Origin of the sequence: Thermomonas mangrovi (assembly GCF_028201335.1) — a bacterium.
GTDB classification, from domain to species: Bacteria; Pseudomonadota; Gammaproteobacteria; order Xanthomonadales; family Xanthomonadaceae; genus Thermomonas; species Thermomonas mangrovi.
In genome coordinates, this window is the sequence record NZ_JAPEVV010000006.1 from 188,551 (window position 1) to 203,762 (window position 15,212).

16 protein-coding genes are annotated in these 15,212 nt (G+C 71.6%); 5 read left to right on the forward strand and 11 right to left on the reverse strand.

The window, feature by feature from the left end; translation table 11 throughout:
* Positions 1-6: 6 nt before the first annotated feature.
* From ON759_RS09715 to ON759_RS09725, 3 genes are all read left to right on the forward strand, one after another.
* Positions 7-1,350, forward strand: a complete 1,344-nt coding sequence (locus ON759_RS09715; protein ID WP_271680169.1) for a penicillin-binding protein activator — start codon at positions 7-9, stop codon at positions 1,348-1,350.
* A gap of 1 nt (position 1,351) precedes the next feature.
* Positions 1,352-1,723: a YraN family protein gene (locus tag ON759_RS09720; RefSeq protein WP_271680170.1), complete on the forward strand. Its 372-nt coding sequence runs from the start codon at positions 1,352-1,354 to the stop codon at positions 1,721-1,723.
* A gap of 71 nt (positions 1,724-1,794) precedes the next feature.
* Positions 1,795-2,649, forward strand: a complete 855-nt coding sequence (locus tag ON759_RS09725; RefSeq protein WP_271680171.1) for a hypothetical protein — start codon at positions 1,795-1,797, stop codon at positions 2,647-2,649.
* Positions 2,650-2,652: 3 nt separating this feature from the next.
* On the opposite strand, the gene thiL is transcribed toward ON759_RS09725, so the two are convergent.
* Genes thiL through glyA form a run of 9 tightly spaced genes read right to left on the reverse strand, consistent with a single transcriptional unit; the run spans position 2,653 to position 9,316 of the window.
* The gene (thiL, locus tag ON759_RS09730) at positions 2,653-3,585 is read right to left on the reverse strand and encodes a thiamine-phosphate kinase (protein ID WP_271680172.1); all 933 of its coding nucleotides are present in this window, start codon (positions 3,583-3,585) and stop codon (positions 2,653-2,655) included.
* Positions 3,586-3,622: 37 nt separating this feature from the next.
* The gene (nusB, locus tag ON759_RS09735) at positions 3,623-4,078 is read right to left on the reverse strand and encodes a transcription antitermination factor NusB (RefSeq protein WP_271680173.1); all 456 of its coding nucleotides are present in this window, start codon (positions 4,076-4,078) and stop codon (positions 3,623-3,625) included.
* Positions 4,075-4,554: a 6,7-dimethyl-8-ribityllumazine synthase gene (ribH, locus tag ON759_RS09740; protein ID WP_271680174.1), complete on the reverse strand. Its 480-nt coding sequence runs from the start codon at positions 4,552-4,554 to the stop codon at positions 4,075-4,077. The genes nusB and ribH overlap by 4 nt, the downstream gene beginning before the upstream one ends.
* Before the next feature lie 27 nt (positions 4,555-4,581).
* On the reverse strand, positions 4,582-5,688 hold the full coding sequence (gene ribB, locus ON759_RS09745) for a 3,4-dihydroxy-2-butanone-4-phosphate synthase (RefSeq protein ID WP_271680175.1): 1,107 nt from the start codon (positions 5,686-5,688) through the stop codon (positions 4,582-4,584).
* Positions 5,685-6,287: a riboflavin synthase gene (locus ON759_RS09750; RefSeq protein ID WP_271680176.1), complete on the reverse strand. Its 603-nt coding sequence runs from the start codon at positions 6,285-6,287 to the stop codon at positions 5,685-5,687. The genes ribB and ON759_RS09750 overlap by 4 nt, the downstream gene beginning before the upstream one ends.
* Positions 6,287-7,390, reverse strand: coding sequence for a bifunctional diaminohydroxyphosphoribosylaminopyrimidine deaminase/5-amino-6-(5-phosphoribosylamino)uracil reductase RibD (gene ribD / locus ON759_RS09755; RefSeq protein ID WP_271680177.1), 1,104 nt, complete (start codon positions 7,388-7,390; stop codon positions 6,287-6,289). The genes ON759_RS09750 and ribD overlap by 1 nt, the downstream gene beginning before the upstream one ends.
* Positions 7,387-7,920 carry a transcriptional regulator NrdR gene (gene nrdR, locus ON759_RS09760; protein WP_271680178.1) on the reverse strand — a complete coding sequence of 178 codons (534 nt, stop codon included), beginning with the start codon at positions 7,918-7,920 and terminating at the stop codon, positions 7,387-7,389. The genes ribD and nrdR overlap by 4 nt, the downstream gene beginning before the upstream one ends.
* Positions 7,921-7,923: 3 nt before the next feature.
* On the reverse strand, positions 7,924-8,055 hold the full coding sequence (locus ON759_RS09765; RefSeq protein WP_271680179.1) for a hypothetical protein: 132 nt from the start codon (positions 8,053-8,055) through the stop codon (positions 7,924-7,926).
* Positions 8,045-9,316, reverse strand: a complete 1,272-nt coding sequence (gene glyA, locus ON759_RS09770) for a serine hydroxymethyltransferase (RefSeq protein WP_271680180.1) — start codon at positions 9,314-9,316, stop codon at positions 8,045-8,047. The genes ON759_RS09765 and glyA overlap by 11 nt, the downstream gene beginning before the upstream one ends.
* Positions 9,317-9,469: 153 nt before the next feature.
* Between glyA and ettA the strand changes: the two genes are divergently transcribed.
* The gene (gene ettA, locus ON759_RS09775; RefSeq protein ID WP_271680181.1) at positions 9,470-11,134 is read left to right on the forward strand and encodes an energy-dependent translational throttle protein EttA; all 1,665 of its coding nucleotides are present in this window, start codon (positions 9,470-9,472) and stop codon (positions 11,132-11,134) included.
* 148 nt (positions 11,135-11,282) lie between these two features.
* Positions 11,283-12,113, forward strand: a complete 831-nt coding sequence (gene pyrF / locus ON759_RS09780) for an orotidine-5'-phosphate decarboxylase (RefSeq protein WP_271680182.1) — start codon at positions 11,283-11,285, stop codon at positions 12,111-12,113.
* 30 nt (positions 12,114-12,143) lie between these two features.
* Here the strand turns inward: pyrF and ON759_RS09785 are convergent, their stop codons facing one another.
* On the reverse strand, positions 12,144-13,589 hold the full coding sequence (locus ON759_RS09785; RefSeq protein ID WP_271680183.1) for a DUF1501 domain-containing protein: 1,446 nt from the start codon (positions 13,587-13,589) through the stop codon (positions 12,144-12,146).
* Positions 13,590-13,598: 9 nt separating this feature from the next.
* The gene (locus tag ON759_RS09790; protein ID WP_271680184.1) at positions 13,599-15,206 is read right to left on the reverse strand and encodes a DUF1800 domain-containing protein; all 1,608 of its coding nucleotides are present in this window, start codon (positions 15,204-15,206) and stop codon (positions 13,599-13,601) included.
* Positions 15,207-15,212 lie beyond the last annotated feature (6 nt).

Genomic DNA, 15,212 nt, shown 5'->3' on the forward strand with positions numbered 1-15,212 from the left:
CGCGCCGTGGTCATCAAACGCCTCGCGATCCCCTTGCTGCTGGCCGCGCTGGCGGGCTGCGCCTCGACCGAGGTGCAACGCGCGCCGACCGTGGTCGAGAACCCGGCGATCGCCGAGGCCCGTGCCCTCGCGCGCGAACAGGCGACGCTGTCCGGGCGGGCGCGCAGCGACGCGGCGGCGCGCATCGACGCGCTGCTGGCACGGCTGGACGATGCCACCCTGTCGCGTGAAGCGGCGGCGCTGCCGAAGGGCGAACCGCTCTACAACTTCGCCGGCCGCGCCCTGCTCAACCGCGGCCTGCCGCTGCCGCGCCCGTTCGACCGCAGCGACTGGAACTTCGACACCGCGGGCCGGCCGCCGGCCGACCGCGACGGCTATCGCCCGCCGATGAAGGTCGCGCTGCTGCTGCCGTTGACCGGCACCCAGGCCGCGGTCGCGGCATCCGTGCGCGATGGCTACCTGGCCGGCTACTACGCGGAATCGCGGCGCCGGCCCGAGCTGCGCTTCTACGACACCGCGGCGGGCGCGAAGGCCGCGTACGCGCGCGCGGTGTCCGACGGCAACGACTTCGTGGTCGGTCCGCTGGCGCGCGAAGGCGTGGACGCGGTGTTCGCCGACGCCACCCCGCAGGTCCCGCTGCTGGCCCTCAACCGTGGCGAGCACCAGCCGCCGGCCGGCAGCGCGAGCTACTCGCTGTCGCCGGAGGACGAAGGCGTGGCCGCCGCCGAATACCTGCTGGATGCCGGCGCGCGCTCGGTGCTGGTGGTGGCCGGCGGCGAAGACATCCAGCGCCGCGCGGCGCAAGCGCTGCGCGCACGCCTGCAGGCGCGCGGTGGTGCCATCGCCGGGCAACTCGACTACGCCCCCGGCGCATCGCTGGCGCTACCCGATGGCGGCAAGCCCGATGCGGTGTTCCTGGCGCTGAAGGGCAGCCAGGCCCGCGAACTGGCGCCGCGCCTGGCGATGGCCGGCCTCGGCGGGCTCCCGCGCGTGGCGACCTCGCAGGTCGTTTCGGGAACCGGCAAGCCGGCCGAGGACGTCGCCCTCGACGGCATCGTGTATCCGATCGAGACCTGGACCGTGCGCAGCGTGCCCGGCCTGCCCACGCCGGCCAGCGCGGCCTCGCGGGTCGATTCGGCCCGCGGGCCGGGGGCGCGCCTGTTCGCCTTCGGCTACGACGCCTGGCTGCTCACCGGCTACCTCGAACGCCTCGCCCTGTCGGCCAATGCGGACATCCAGGGCACCACCGGCCGGCTCAGCCTGGACGGGTTCGGCAACGTGGTGCGCCGCCCGAGCTGGTCGCGCTTCAGCGGCGGTGTCGCGCGCCCGGTCGACGAGCGCGCGCGCTGACATGCCCGACGCGCGGCGCGCGCGCGGGGACGCGGCGGAAGCCGCGGCACTGGCGATGCTGCAGGCCCGCGGGCTGCAGTTGCTCGCGCGTAACGCGGCCAGCCGCGGCGGCGAACTCGACCTGGTGATGCGCGACGGGGCGACCGTCGTCTTCGTCGAGGTGCGCTATCGGGCGACACGCCGATTCGGCGGCGGCGCGGCCTCGGTCGATGCCGGCAAGCGCCGCAGGCTGGTCCATGCGGCACGCGCCTTCCTCTCGGGACATCCGCAGATGGCCGACGCCCCCTGCCGCTTCGACGTGGTGGATGCCGACGGCGATCCGGATGCGCCCACCCTGACCTGGCTGCGCGCCGCGTTCGACGCCGCCGACTGACCCAACCATCGGCACGCGCGGCGGCCCGCGTCGCTCCCCTACGGTGCCCGGTCGCCCATGAGAAACCCACGATGCGCCGTCCTGCCGTGCTGTCCGCCGCCCTGTTCGCACTGTCGCTGGCGGCTTCGTCGGCGCCGGCGCAGGACGCCGCCCCTCCCAAGGCCTACCGGGTGATGCTGGTCGGCAACAGCCTGACCTACACCAACAACCTGCCCGCGCTGCTGCGCGCGGTCGGGGCCTCGCAGGGCGTCCGCATCGAGACCGAAACCTGGGCCGCGCCCGGCGGCACCCTGGCCGAGCGGATGCAGGACGGGCACGTCGCGGCGTCCTTGCAGGCGCGACCGGTGCACGTGGCGGTGATGCAGGAACAGGGCGGCAAGCTCGCCGCCTGCATGGCCAGTGCGCAGGAGCAGCGCAAGGCGCCCTGCGCCGCGAGCCTGCGCGCCTACGAGCAAGTCGCCGCTGCGGTCGCCAAGTCGCAGGGCAAGACCCTGCTGTTCGCGACCTGGGGGCCGGACGAACGTTGGCAGGGCCGGCTCGACCGCAGCATCCGGATGATCGCCAAGGAAAGCGGCGGCAGCATGTTCAACGCCGCAGGTGTCCTCGCCGCGCTGCGCGAGGCGCAGCCCGGCATCAACGTGCTCCCCGACGCGACCCACCCGAGCATCCAGGGTTCGTTGATGCTGGCGCTGGCGCTGTACCGCGACATCACCGGCCAGGCACCGGTGGCCAAGGACCTGCGGGTCACCGCGCCGCTGCTGCCGGTGAACGCGGCGGTCTCGCCGGACAGTCCGATGGAAGCGCAGCCCGGCCTGGCCGGCGACGGCAAGGTCACCGTGATCCCGGCCTCGCTGCTGGCGCCGCTGGTGGCCGCCCTGCCCGATCCCGCCAAGCAAGCCGACGCCCAGGGGCGCCGCGGGCGCTGAGGCTCAGGCGAAGTGCTGGTAGCCGGCATGCACCGGCTGCCAGGGCGCGCCCGCCGACGTCATCGCGCGCACGCCAGCGTCGGCCACGATGCGCCCGATGCGGGTGGTGCCCGGCATCGCGGCGATCGCCTCGCGCCGGCCGGGCGGTGCGCTGAAGCAAAGCTCGTAGTCGTCGCCGCCGGTCGCCTGCAGCCCGCGGCGCGCCTGCGCGTCGAATGCCGCCACGAGGGCCGTCGACGCGGGCAAGGCCTCCACCTCGACCTCGGCGCCGACGCCACTGGCGAGGCACAGGTGGCCGAGGTCGGCCAGCAAGCCGTCGGACACATCGATGCAGGCGCTCGCGATGCCGCGCAGGGCAAGACCCAGCGCGACCCGCGGTGTCGGGCGGTCCAGGCGCGCGTGCAGCATCGGATCGATGGCCCCGCCCGCCTGCCATTGCGCCAGCGCCGCGGCGGCATCGCCCAGCGTGCCGCTCACCCACACATCGTCGCCGACGCCGGCACCGGCGCGTCGCAGCGCACAGCCGGGCGCGACGAATCCATGCGCGGTGACGCAGGCCGACAGCGGGCCGCGGGTGGTGTCGCCGCCGACCAGCGCCACGCCATGCGCCGAGGCCAGGACCAGGAAGCCATCGAGGAAGCCGTCCACGAAGCCGTCGTCGCCCGCCGGCAACGACAGCGACAACGTGCACCACGCCGGCGTCGCGCCCATCGCCGCCAGGTCGGAGAGGTTCACCGCCAGCGCCTTCCAGCCGATGTCGGCCGGCGCGGTGCCGGCGGGGAAATGCACGCCCGCGTTGAGCGTGTCCATCGCCACCACCAGGTGCTGGCCGGGCGGAGGCGCCAGCAGCGCGGCGTCGTCGCCGATCCCCAGCACCACGTCGGCGCGCGACGCATCCGCCCGCGAACGGATGCGCGCGATCAGGTCGAATTCCATGCCGGTGCCGTCGCTGGCCGCGCGCGCGGCGCGGGCCTCAGCGCCGCGCCTGCGCCTCGAGGCTGCGCAGGCTGGCGGCCGCCTTGTCGAGCACGCCGTTGACGTAGGTGTGGCCGTGCTCGGAACCGAAGCGCTTGGTGGAATCGATCGCCTCGTTGATCACCACCCGGTACGGCACGTCGGGGCGGTGGACCAGCTCGTAGGCGGCGATGCGCAGCGCGGCGCGCTCGATCGGGTCCACCTCCTCGACGGTGCGGTCGAGGTGGCCGGCCAGCGCCGCGTCGAGCTCGCCGGCGTGGCGCAACACCCCGCGCACCAGGTCCTCGAAGTACACGAGGTCGGCGATCTCGTGCGCCTGCTCGTGCGCGAATTGTGCGATCAGGTCGCGTTCGCCGGCGCCGCTGAGTTGCCAGGCGTAGACCGCCTGCAGGGCGCGGCGGCGCGAGCGCGAGCGGGCCACGGGGTCGATGCCGTCGTTGCGGTGGCGGTTCATTGCGGGTCCTCCCGGAGCTTGCGGTGCAGGTCGGCCATCTCCAGCGCGACCAGCGCCGCCTCCTCGCCCTTGTTGCCATGGCTGCCACCCGCGCGGGCGGCGGCGTCCTCGAAACGTTCCACCGCCAGCACCCCGTTGGCGACCGGCACGCCGGTGTCCAGCGCGACCCGCATCAGGCCGTCGGAGGCGCCGTCCGCCACCTGCTCGTAGTGGCGGGTATCGCCACGCACCACGCAGCCGAGCGCGACGATCGCCGCATGCCGGCCGGCGACGGCGAGGGCGCGCGCCGCGACCGGGAGCTCCCAGGCGCCGGGCACGCGGACCACGTCGACTGCGGCCTCGTCCACCCCGTTGGCGGCGAAGGCCTCGCGCGCGGAGGCCACCAGCGCATCGACGATGCGCGGGTTCCAGCGGCTGGCGAGGATCGCGAAGCGCGCGCCATGGGGAGCGCGCAAGTCGCCTTCGATGAATGGCATGGTCGTGGCCTGCAGGGGGCGCGCAGTTTACCGCGCCGGCAGGCTGGCGTACGCCACGATCTCCAGCCCGAAGCCGGCCAGGCCGACCTGGCGGCGCGGCGTGCCCAGCACGCGCAGGCGGTGCAGGCCGAGGTCGGCGAGGATCTGCGAGCCCGCGCCGGTGCGCCGCCACTGCGCAAGCGCGCCGGCCTTCGATGCCGGCGGCGCCGGCTGCTCGCGGATCCGCGCGAGCAGCGCATCCGGGTCCGGCGCGTCGCCGAGCAGGACCAGCACGCCGCGGCCTTCGTCCGCGATCATCGCCAGCACGTCGCCGACCAGCGGCCCGAAGTCGCTGCGCCGCCAGTGCAGCGCATCGGCCAGCGGGTTCTGCGCCTGCACCCGCACCAGCACCGGTGCGTCGCCGCTTACGTCGCCGCGCACCAGCGCATGGTGCAGGCCGTGGCTGAGCCGGTCGCGGTAGGTATGCAGGACGAAGCCGCCGTGGTCGGTGTCGATCTCGCGGCTGTCGATGCGTTCGACCGTATGTTCGGTCTCGAGCCGGTGGCGGATCAGGTCCTCGATCGAACCGATCTTCAGCCCGTGCGCGCGGGCGAACAGCTCCAGTTCCGGGCGCCGCGCCATCGAGCCATCGGGGTTGAGGATCTCCACCAGCACGCCGGCGGGCTCGAACCCCGCGAGCAGCGCGAGGTCGCTGGCGGCTTCGGTGTGCCCCGCGCGGCTGAGTACGCCGCCGGGTTGCGCGCGAAGCGGGAAGATGTGGCCGGGCTGCGAGAGGTCGCGCGGCTTCGCGTCCGGTCGCACCGCGGTGCGCACGGTATGCGCGCGGTCGTAGGCGCTGATGCCGGTGGTCACGCCCTCGGCGGCCTCGATGCTGACCGTGAAGTTGGTGTGGTGCGGCGAGGTGTTGTCGCGCACCATCGGGTCCAGGCCGAGCTGCGCGCAGCGCTCGCGGGTCAGCGACAGGCAGACCAGGCCGCGCGCGTGGGTGACCATGAAGTTGATGTCGGCCGGCCGCACCAACTCGGCGGCCATGATCAGGTCGCCTTCGTTCTCGCGGTCCTCGTCGTCGACGATGACCACCATGCGCCCGGCGCGCAGTTCGTCCAGCAGTTCCGGGATGCTCGCGAAGCTCATGCCTGGTCCCTGGTGGCCAGCAGGCGCTCGACGTAGCGCGCCAGCAGGTCCACTTCGATGTTGACCGCGTCGCCCACGCGCAACGCGTGGAACGCGGTGTGTGCGACGGTGTGCGGGATCAGCGCGACCTCGAAGCCGGTGTCGTCGACCGCGTTGACGGTGAGGCTGACCCCGTCCACGCAGACCGAGCCCTTGTGCGCGACGTAGCGCAGCAGCGCCATCGGCGCGGTGAAGCGCCAGCGCTCGGCGCGTCCATCGTCCCAGCGCTTCGCGGCAAAGCCGAGCCCATCGACATGCCCGCTGACCAGGTGCCCGCCGAGGCGGTCGGTCGGCAGCATCGCGCGTTCCAGGTTGACCGGCGCGCCGACGTCCAGCCGGCCCAGCGTGGTCAGCGCGAGGGTTTCGTTCGACGCATCCACCGCGAAACCGTGCGCATCGAATGCGACCACGGTCAGGCAGCAACCGTTGACGGCGATGCTCTCGCCGAGCTGCACGCCCTCGAATGGCAGCGTGCCGGCCTCGATGCGCAGGCGGGCGTCGCCGCCGCGCGGTTCGCGCGCGGCCAGGAGGCCGACGCCGGCGATCAATCCGGTGAACATCAGCGATCCTCCTTGGCCGGGCGCAGCAACACGCGCAGGTCCTCGCCGACACTGCGGCAATCGATTTGGCGCAGGTGCAGGCGCTGCGCCATCGCATCGATCTGCAGGCCGTGGAACAGCGGGCGGGCGCGCTCGCCGAGCAGGACCGGGGCGACGTACAAGAGCAGTTCGTCGACCAGACCCGCCGACAGGAAGGCGCCGGCCAGCGTCGCACCCGCTTCAAGTTGGACCTCGTTGATGCCCCGCGCGGCCAGCACCGCCAGCACCGCATCCAGGTCCAGCCGGCCATCGACGGACGGCACCGCCTGGTGCTCGATCGCGAATTCGCGCGGGCGCCTGGCGTGCTCGGCGTGCAGGTACAGGGTCGGTGCCTCCGCGTTGCGCACCGCGCCGCGCGCGACCGTGGCCAGCCCCGGGTCGAGCACCACCCGCAGCGGCGGCAGCACCTCGGCGACCTCGTCTTCAGGCAGGCGCACCGTCAGGCGCGGATCGTCGGCGAGCACGGTGCCGGCGCCGGTCATCAACGCCCCGCTGCGCGCGCGCCAGCGCTGCACGTCGGCGCGCGCCGCCTCGCCGCTGATCCAGCGCGATTCGCCGGAGGCCAGAGCGCTGCGCCCGTCGAGGCTGGTCGCCAGCTTCACCCGCAGCCACGGACGTCCGCGCTCCACCCGCGACAGGAAGCCGCGGTTCAACTCGCGCGCCTGCGCTTCCATCAGGCCATGTTCGACCGCGATGCCGGCCGCGCGGAGGCGCTCGAAGCCGGCGCCATCCACCTGCGGGAACGGATCGCGCATCGCCGCGACCACCCGGGCCACGCCGGAGGCCACCAGCGCCTCGGCACAAGGCCCGGTGCTGCCATGGTGCGCGCAGGGCTCCAGGGTGACGTACGCCGTCGCGCCACGCGCCCGTTCGCCGGCGGCCTGCAGCGCGAACACTTCCGCATGCGCGCCGCCCTTGCGCTGGTGGTAGCCCTCGCCGACCACCTCGTCGCCATGGGCAATGACGCAGCCCACCATCGGGTTCGGGCGGGTGGTCCAGGCGCCGCGTTCGGCCAGGCGCAGCGCACGCGCCATCAGCGCGTGGTCGGTCGCGGAAAACCTCATTTGCGGCGGTGCTTGTCGGCGTGGCGGTCGATCGGCACCACCTCGCCGCCGAGCAGCGAGAGCTGGCCCTCGCCGGGCAGTTCACGCTCCAGGCGGTCCAGTTCCTCGCGGAAGTCGGCGACGTCCTCGAAGCTGCGGTAGACCGAGGCGAAACGCACGTAGCCGACATGGTCGAGCTTGCGCAGCTCGCCCATCACGAATTCACCGACCCGCCGCGAGGCCAATTCGCGCTCGCCGGCCATCCGCACCGCGTGCACCACCGCGCGCACCGCGGCCTCGATCTGCTCTTCCGACACCGGCCGCTTCTGTAGCGCACGGTCGAAGCCGGCGCGCAGCTTGCGCGCATCGAAGCCCTCGCGCCGCCCGTCCGACTTGATGATCGCCGGCAGCTTGAGTTCGATGGTTTCCAGCGTGGAGAAACGCTCGCCGCAGGCCTCGCACTCGCGGCGGCGGCGGATCGTGGCGCCGTCCTCGGAGACGCGCGAGTCGATCACCCGGGTGTTGTCGTGCTGGCAGAAGGGGCAGTGCATGGCTCAGTCGTCCCCTACGCCGACGGTGGCGGCCTGGAACAGCACCGCCGGGACCGGCGTGCCGTCGATCCGCGCGCGCGATGCATGCGCCCCCGTCGGCCCGGCAAGCGGCAATGCGCGCAGGCTAGTCGGCATACACCGGGAACTTGCGGCACTGCAGTTCGACGTTGGCGCGCACGCCGGCGATCACCTGCTCGTCGTTCGGGTTGTCCAGCACGTCGCAGATCCATTCGGCCAGGGCCACGCAGTCGGGCTCCTTGTAGCCGCGCGTGGTCACCGCCGGCGTGCCGATGCGCAACCCGGAGGTGACGAAGGGCTTGCGCGGGTCGTTCGGCACCGAGTTCTTGTTGACCGTGATGTGGGCCTTGCCCAGCGCCTCCTCGGCCTGCTTGCCGGACACGTCCTTGCCGATCATGTCGACCAGCATCAGGTGGTTCTGCGTCCCACCCGACACGATCTTGTAGCCGCGGGCGATGATGACCTGCGCCATCGCCTGGGCGTTCTTCACGACCTGCGCCTGGTAGTCCTTGAACGCCGGCTCCAGCGCTTCCTTGAACGCCACCGCCTTGGCCGCGATCACGTGCATCAGCGGGCCGCCCTGGATGCCCGGGAAGACGATCGACTGCAGCTTCTTCTCGATCTCCTCGGCGGCGGCGCCCATGCCCGCCTTGCTGGCCACGATGATCCCGCCGCGCGGGCCACGCAGGGTCTTGTGGGTGGTCGAGGTCACCACGTGCGCGTGCGGCACCGGGTTCGGGTACACGCCGGCGGCGACCAGCCCGGCCACGTGCGCCATGTCCACGAACAGGTAGGCGCCGACCTTGTCGGCGATGGCGCGGAAGCGTGCCCAGTCGACCACCTGCGAGTAGGCGGAGAAGCCGGCCACGACCATCTTCGGCCTGTGCTCCAGCGCCAGGCGCTCGACTTCGTCGTAATCGATCATGCCGGCGTCGTCGACGCCGTACTGGATCGCGTTGAACAGCTTGCCCGAGGCGTTGACCTTGGCGCCGTGGGTGAGGTGCCCGCCATGCGCCAGCGACATCCCGAGGATGGTGTCGCCCGGCTGCAGCAGGGCGAAGTACACCGCCTGGTTGGCCTGCGAGCCGCTGTGCGGCTGCACGTTCGCGTAGTCGGCGCCGAACAGCTGCTTGCAGCGGTCGATGGCGAGCTGTTCCGCGACGTCCACGTATTCGCAGCCGCCGTAGTAGCGCTTGCCCGGGTAGCCCTCGGCGTACTTGTTGGTCAGCTGGCTGCCCTGCGCCTCCATCACCCGCGGGCTGGCGTAGTTCTCCGACGCGATCAGCTCGACGTGGTCCTCCTGCCGGCGGTTCTCGTCGGCGATGGCCCGGGCCAGTTCGGGATCGAAGGCGGCGATCGTGTCGTTGCGCGAGAACATCCTGTGGCTCCGGGCAGGCGGCGGGGAATCCCGATTTTACCGGCTCGCGGCCCCACCCGGCGCTGAAAAGCCCGTTCCCGCTATAATTCCGGCATCCAGAACCCCCTCGCGGCCCTGCGCCTTGCAGGCCGCCGTCGTACGCCCGGAGCGCGCATGTCCTCGCAGTACATCTACACCATGAACCGCGTGTCCAAGGTGGTCCCGCCCAAGCGGCAGATCATCAAGGACATCTCGCTGAGCTTCTTCCCCGGCGCCAAGATCGGCCTGCTGGGGCTGAACGGCGCCGGCAAGTCCACCGTGCTGAAGATCATGGCCGGCGTGGACACCGACTTCGAGGGCGAGGCCCGCCCGCAGCCCGGGATCAAGGTCGGCTACCTGGAGCAGGAACCGCGCCTGAACCCCGAGCAGACCGTGCGCGAGGCCGTCGAGGAAGGCGTGGGCGAAGTGCTGCAGGCGCAGGCCGCGCTGGACGCGGTGTACGCGGCCTACGCCGAGGAAGGCGCCGATTTCGACGCGCTGGCCAAGGAGCAGGAGCGGCTGGAGGCGATCCTCGCCGCCGGCGACGCGCACACCCTCGAGAACCAGCTGGAAGTCGCCGCCGACGCGCTGCGCCTGCCGCCGTGGGATGCGGTGATCGGCAAGCTGTCGGGCGGCGAGAAGCGCCGCGTGGCGCTGTGCCGCCTGCTGCTGCAGAAGCCGGACATGCTGCTGCTCGACGAACCGACCAACCACCTCGACGCCGAGTCGGTGGAGTGGCTGGAGCAGTTCCTGGCCCGCTACACCGGCACCGTGGTGGCGGTGACCCACGACCGCTACTTCCTCGACAACGCCGCCGAGTGGATCCTCGAGCTCGACCGCGGCCGCGGCATCCCGTGGAAGGGCAACTACACGGAGTGGCTGCAGCAGAAGGACGAGCGCCTCAAGCAGGAAGAGAACCAGGAGAAGGCGCGCCAGAAGGCGATCCAGAAGGAACTGGAGTGGGCGCGGCAGAACGCCAAGGGCGGCCGCTCCAAGGGCAAGGCGCGCCTCGCCCGCCTCGACGAACTGCAGTCGGTCGACTACCAGAAGCGCAACGAGACCAACGAGATCTTCATCCCGCCGGGCGAGCGCCTGGGCTACTCGGTGATCGAGTTCCGCAACGTCTCCAAGAAGTTCGGCGACCGCCTGCTGATCGACAACCTGTCGATGATCGTGCCGCCGGGCGCCATCGTCGGCATCATCGGCCCCAACGGCGCCGGCAAGTCGACCCTGTTCAAGATGATCACCGGGCAGGAGAAGCCGGATTCCGGCGAGATCCTGATCGGCCCGACGGTGCAGCTGTCGTACGTGGACCAGAGCCGCGACAAGCTGGAGGGCAACCACAACGTCTTCCAGGAAATCGCCGGCGGCCTGGACATCCTCAACATCAACGGCATCGAGATCCAGTCGCGCGCCTACATCGGCCGCTTCAACTTCAAGGGCCAGGACCAGCAGAAGCTGGTGGGCACGCTGTCGGGCGGCGAGCGCGGGCGCCTGCACATGGCCAAGACCCTGCTGCAGGGCGGCAACGTGCTGCTGCTCGACGAGCCGTCCAACGACCTCGACATCGAGACCCTGCGCGCGCTCGAGGACGCGCTGCTGGAGTTCCCGGGCAACACCTTCGTGATCAGCCACGATCGCTGGTTCCTGGACCGCATCGCCACGCACATCCTCGCGTTCGAGGGCGACTCGCACGTGGAGTTCTTCCAGGGCAACTACCGCGAGTACGAGGAAGACAAGAAGCGCCGCATGGGCGACGACGCCGGCCCGCACCGGCTGCGGTTCAAGGCGCTGAAGTGACGCACGGAGGACGCGCGATGGGCCGCCACACCGACCATCGCTCGTCCTCATTCGGTGCTTTCCTGCACCGAAATCGGACGGCGGCCATCCGTGGCCGCCTGCTACGCGACGGTTCGGTGGGCGCCCCTGCAATCCATCGGAGCCCGGCATGACCTTCATCGAGAAATTGCGTGCACGCTGGCAGCAGGCCGATTCGCTGGTGTGCGTCGGCCTCGATCCCGACCCGGCGAAGTTCCCGGATGCCTTCGTCGACGACGAGGACGCACTGTTCTCCTTCTGCCGCGACATCGTCGACGCCACCGCCGCATACGCCTGCGCGTTCAAGCCGCAGATCGCCTACTTCGCCGCGCACAACGGCGGCGAGGCCGCGCTGCAGCGGCTGGTCGCGCACATCAACGGCGCGCACCCGGACGTGCCGGTGATCCTCGACGCCAAGCGCGGCGACATCGGCAGCACCGCCGCGCAGTACGCGGTGGAGGCGTTCGAGCGCTACGGCGCGGATGCCGTCACGCTCAACCCGTACATGGGCCGCGACTCGGCCGACCCGTTCCTGCAGTACAACGACCGCGGCTGCGTGTTCCTCTGCCACACCTCCAATCCCGGCGCGCGCGACTTCCAGGAACTCACCGTGCCTGATGGGAGCGGCGGCGGCGAGCCGCTGTACCAGCGGATCGCGCGGACCATCGCCGGCGCGTGGAACGCCGACGGCAATTGCGCGCTGGTGGTGGGCGCCACGTTCCCGGAGGAGCTGAAAGTGATCCGCGGCATCGTCGGCGACATGCCCCTGCTGATCCCGGGCATCGGTGCGCAGGGCGGCGACATCGAGGCCGTCGTGCGCAACGGCAGGACCGCCGACGGCACCGGCCTGGTGATCAATTCCTCGCGCGGGATCCTGTACGCGTCGAGCGGCGCCGGCTATGCCGAGGCCGCCGCGGACGCCGCCCGCGACCTGCGCGACGCGATCAACCGGTTCCGATGAAGCCGTCCCGGCGACCGCGCCGCGCATGGCTCAGCCAAGGAAACCGAGCGTGCGCTGGTCGAAGTTGCCCAATCCCGGGAAGATCGCGTCCAGCCCCGGGGCCGACAGGCCGAACCACTGCGCCAGCGTCGCGCCCACCTGGTTGACCGAGGTGGTCGGCACCATCCGTCCGCGCCCCACCGCCTGCCCGCCGTCCAGTTCCAGCAACGGGTAACTGCCCCAGACCCGGCGGCCACGCAACGCGCCGCCATTCGCCGCGGCGCCCCCCATCACCAGCTGCACGCCGCCCCAGCCGTGGTCGGTGCCGTTGCCATTGCTGTTGAGGGTGCGGCCGAAGTCGCTCATGGTGAAGGCGGTGGTGGCGTTGAGCGCGCCGATCTCCGCCAGCGCCTCGCGGAACGCGGCCAGCGATCCCGCCAACTGGCCCAGCAAGGCGGCATGCCCGTTGGCGGCCATCTGGTTCTGGTGGGTGTCGAAGCCGCCCAGGCTGACGAAGTACACCTGCCGTCGGTGCCCGATCGCCGGGCCGCGGCTGGCCTTGATCATGCGCGCCACCATCCGCAGCTGCGCGGCCAGGCCGCCGTCCGGGAACACGGTGGCGATGTCCCCGCCGTTGGCCGGGTCCAGCACCGTGCGCAGCTCGCCATTGAGCGTGATCGCGCTCTGCCCCAGCAGCGCATAGCTGTCCTCCATCACCGGGGCGTAAGCGGCATCGACCACGGCGCGCAGCGCCTCGTGGCGGATCCGGTCCGCGTTGCCGCCGTCGTCGCGGAAACGGGTCAGCACCGGCGGCCCGCCCGACGACAGCACGAACGGCAAGGTGCTGCGCCCGGACTGGAACAGGTTGTTGCCGGCGATCGAGATCGAGGGCGACAGCACCTCCAGCCCGGTGTTGGAGGCCTCCACGTAGTCGGAGAGCAAGCCGCCCCAGCCCTGCGCCGCCGGGTTGTCGGCATGCCCCCGCATCCACAGGCGCTGCTGGTCGTTGTGCGAGTACAGGTTCACCGGCAGGCGCCGCAGGCCGCCGAGGACGTCGCTGCGGGTGACCGGCTCGACCAGCGGCCCGACATTGGCGAGGAACGCCAGCTCGCCGCGCTCGAACAGCGGCGCCATCGCCGCGCAGGCCGGGTTGAGGCCCCAGGTCTTGCCATCGACGTCGACGATCGTCGCCAGTGCGTCGCGTGCGTAGCCCAACCCGGTGGGGTTGCTCGCGGCGTCGTAGGTGCCGCCGCGGCTGGTGCTGTAGGCCTGGTATTCGTCGGCCGCGTGCGGCACCAGCATGTTGAAGGAATCGCTGCCGCCGAACAGGAAGATGCAGACCAGCGCCTTGTAATCGTCGCCCGGCAGGGGTTCGGCCGCCATCGCCTGGCCGAGCAGCTGGAATTGCGGGAGCACAGCGTAGGCGACGCCGCCGGCGAGCAGCGCCTGCATGCGGCGGAGGAAGGCGCGGCGGTCTTCGCGGAGGATGCGGGTCATGGCGGGCTCCTAGCGCTGGATCGCGAATTCGGGGGAGGCCAGCGCCAGCAGCACCAGCGACTTGGCGCGGTTCGATGCGGTCTCGTTGATCGCGGCGAGGCGGTCGAGCATGCGCACCATCGCCTGCTCGGCGGGCGCGCCGAGGCGGCCATCGAACAGCAGGGTGTCGACCTGGTCGACCATGCCCGCATGGTTGCCCGCCTCCGCCAGCGCGACCAACGCCGACATGTCGAGCACCGGCGCGGCGGTGTTGGCGGTCGGCGGGGCGCCGACGTAGTTCCAGGCCATCGCGTCATGCTGGTTCAGCATGCCGACGTAGGTGGCCTCGGTCAGGATCTGGAATTCCGGCGCGTACAGGCCCTGGCTGCCGGCCTCTGTCGGCAGGCGATAGTCGGGGTCGAAGAAATTGAACACCGAGGGCGCGCGCAGCGAATCCTGCGCCAGCGACTCGGTGAGGTCGCCCGCGTTGGCGAAACGGAAGCGGATCTCGCCGGTGGCCGGCGGCACGTAACGCGCATCGAACGCCCGCCACAGCGTGGTCAGGCGGACCAGCGGCTCCCGGGCCTTGCCGAAGCCGTCGCCCTGCGGGCGGATGCGCGCCTCGTCGTCGAGCAGCAGCGTGCGCAGCACCTGCCCGAGGTTGCCGCTGGTCGCGGTCCAGGTCGCGGCCACCCGGCCGACATAGGCATTGCTGGGGTTGCTGGTGACGAAGCGCTGGATCAGCTGGCGGCTGATGAACGGTGCGACGTTCCGGTGCGCGGCCAGCGCGTCCAGCGCCTGCTTTAGGGTGGCCACGCAATCGCTGCCGGCATCCACCACGATGCCGTCGAAGATCCGCTTCGGCTGGTCGTCGTGGTAGCGCGGATGGCATTCCATCGGCGCGTAGCTGGTGTCGTTGCGGCGCCCGAATTGCGCGTCCGCCTGCCCGGCATAGGTCCATCCGGTGAACACCCGGGCCATCGCGCCGACCACCTGCTCGTCGTAGGTGGGGATGGCCTTGCCCGCGGCATCGAGTTGCAGGGTGAAGTCGGGATTGCGCTTGGACAGGCCGATCGAGAACAGCTGCATGACTTCGCGGCCGTAATTCTCGTCAGGCGTGATGTTCGCGGCAGGATCCGCCTTGCGGTTGCCTGCGTGGCTGAGGAAATACCCCATCGCCGGATGCAGGGTCACCTGTTCGATCAGCGTGCGGTACGAGCCGAACGCCCCCCGGGCCAGGGTGTCCTGGTAGTCGGCGATGCGGTACAGCGTGGTGTTGGCATTGGCGACTTCGCGGTCGGAGACCACGAAGATCTCGCTGAGCGCGAACGCCATGCGCATCCGCAGCTGGTCCGGCGCGGTCGCCGCCTGCCACAGCCAGGCGTTTCGCCGATGCTGCTGGCGCAGGTCGTCGCGCGGCACGCCGTTGGCCACGACCTGCTGCAGGTGCGGCAGGACCAGCGTCGGCGGGGTGCGGGCCGGGTCGAGTTGCTCGTCCAGCCAGCGCCGGTAGCCGATCTGCCGCAAGCGGGCGATCTCCGCCCGGGTCGGCCCGAAGGTCGCCTGCGCGAGGAAGCGCGCGGCATCGGCATCGCTGGCGGGGATGTCGGGATAGGAGGCCACCGGCGGCGGCGTCACCGGTGG

Coding starts and splice junctions, on each gene's coding strand:
- ON759_RS09765 (WP_271680179.1), bottom strand. CDS start 8,055: ATGCCGACTAGCCTGCGCGCATTGCCGCTTGCCGGGCCGACGGGGGCG.
- ON759_RS09720 (WP_271680170.1), top strand. CDS start 1,352: ATGCCCGACGCGCGGCGCGCGCGCGGGGACGCGGCGGAAGCCGCGGCA.
- ribB (WP_271680175.1), bottom strand. CDS start 5,688: ATGAGCTTCGCGAGCATCCCGGAACTGCTGGACGAACTGCGCGCCGGG.
- pyrF (WP_271680182.1), top strand. CDS start 11,283: ATGACCTTCATCGAGAAATTGCGTGCACGCTGGCAGCAGGCCGATTCG.
- ON759_RS09725 (WP_271680171.1), top strand. CDS start 1,795: ATGCGCCGTCCTGCCGTGCTGTCCGCCGCCCTGTTCGCACTGTCGCTG.
- glyA (WP_271680180.1), bottom strand. CDS start 9,316: ATGTTCTCGCGCAACGACACGATCGCCGCCTTCGATCCCGAACTGGCC.
- ON759_RS09785 (WP_271680183.1), bottom strand. CDS start 13,589: ATGACCCGCATCCTCCGCGAAGACCGCCGCGCCTTCCTCCGCCGCATG.
- ribH (WP_271680174.1), bottom strand. CDS start 4,554: ATGCCATTCATCGAAGGCGACTTGCGCGCTCCCCATGGCGCGCGCTTC.
- nrdR (WP_271680178.1), bottom strand. CDS start 7,920: ATGCACTGCCCCTTCTGCCAGCACGACAACACCCGGGTGATCGACTCG.
- ettA (WP_271680181.1), top strand. CDS start 9,470: ATGTCCTCGCAGTACATCTACACCATGAACCGCGTGTCCAAGGTGGTC.
- thiL (WP_271680172.1), bottom strand. CDS start 3,585: ATGGAATTCGACCTGATCGCGCGCATCCGTTCGCGGGCGGATGCGTCG.
- nusB (WP_271680173.1), bottom strand. CDS start 4,078: ATGAACCGCCACCGCAACGACGGCATCGACCCCGTGGCCCGCTCGCGC.
- ribD (WP_271680177.1), bottom strand. CDS start 7,390: ATGAGGTTTTCCGCGACCGACCACGCGCTGATGGCGCGTGCGCTGCGC.
- ON759_RS09750 (WP_271680176.1), bottom strand. CDS start 6,287: ATGTTCACCGGATTGATCGCCGGCGTCGGCCTCCTGGCCGCGCGCGAA.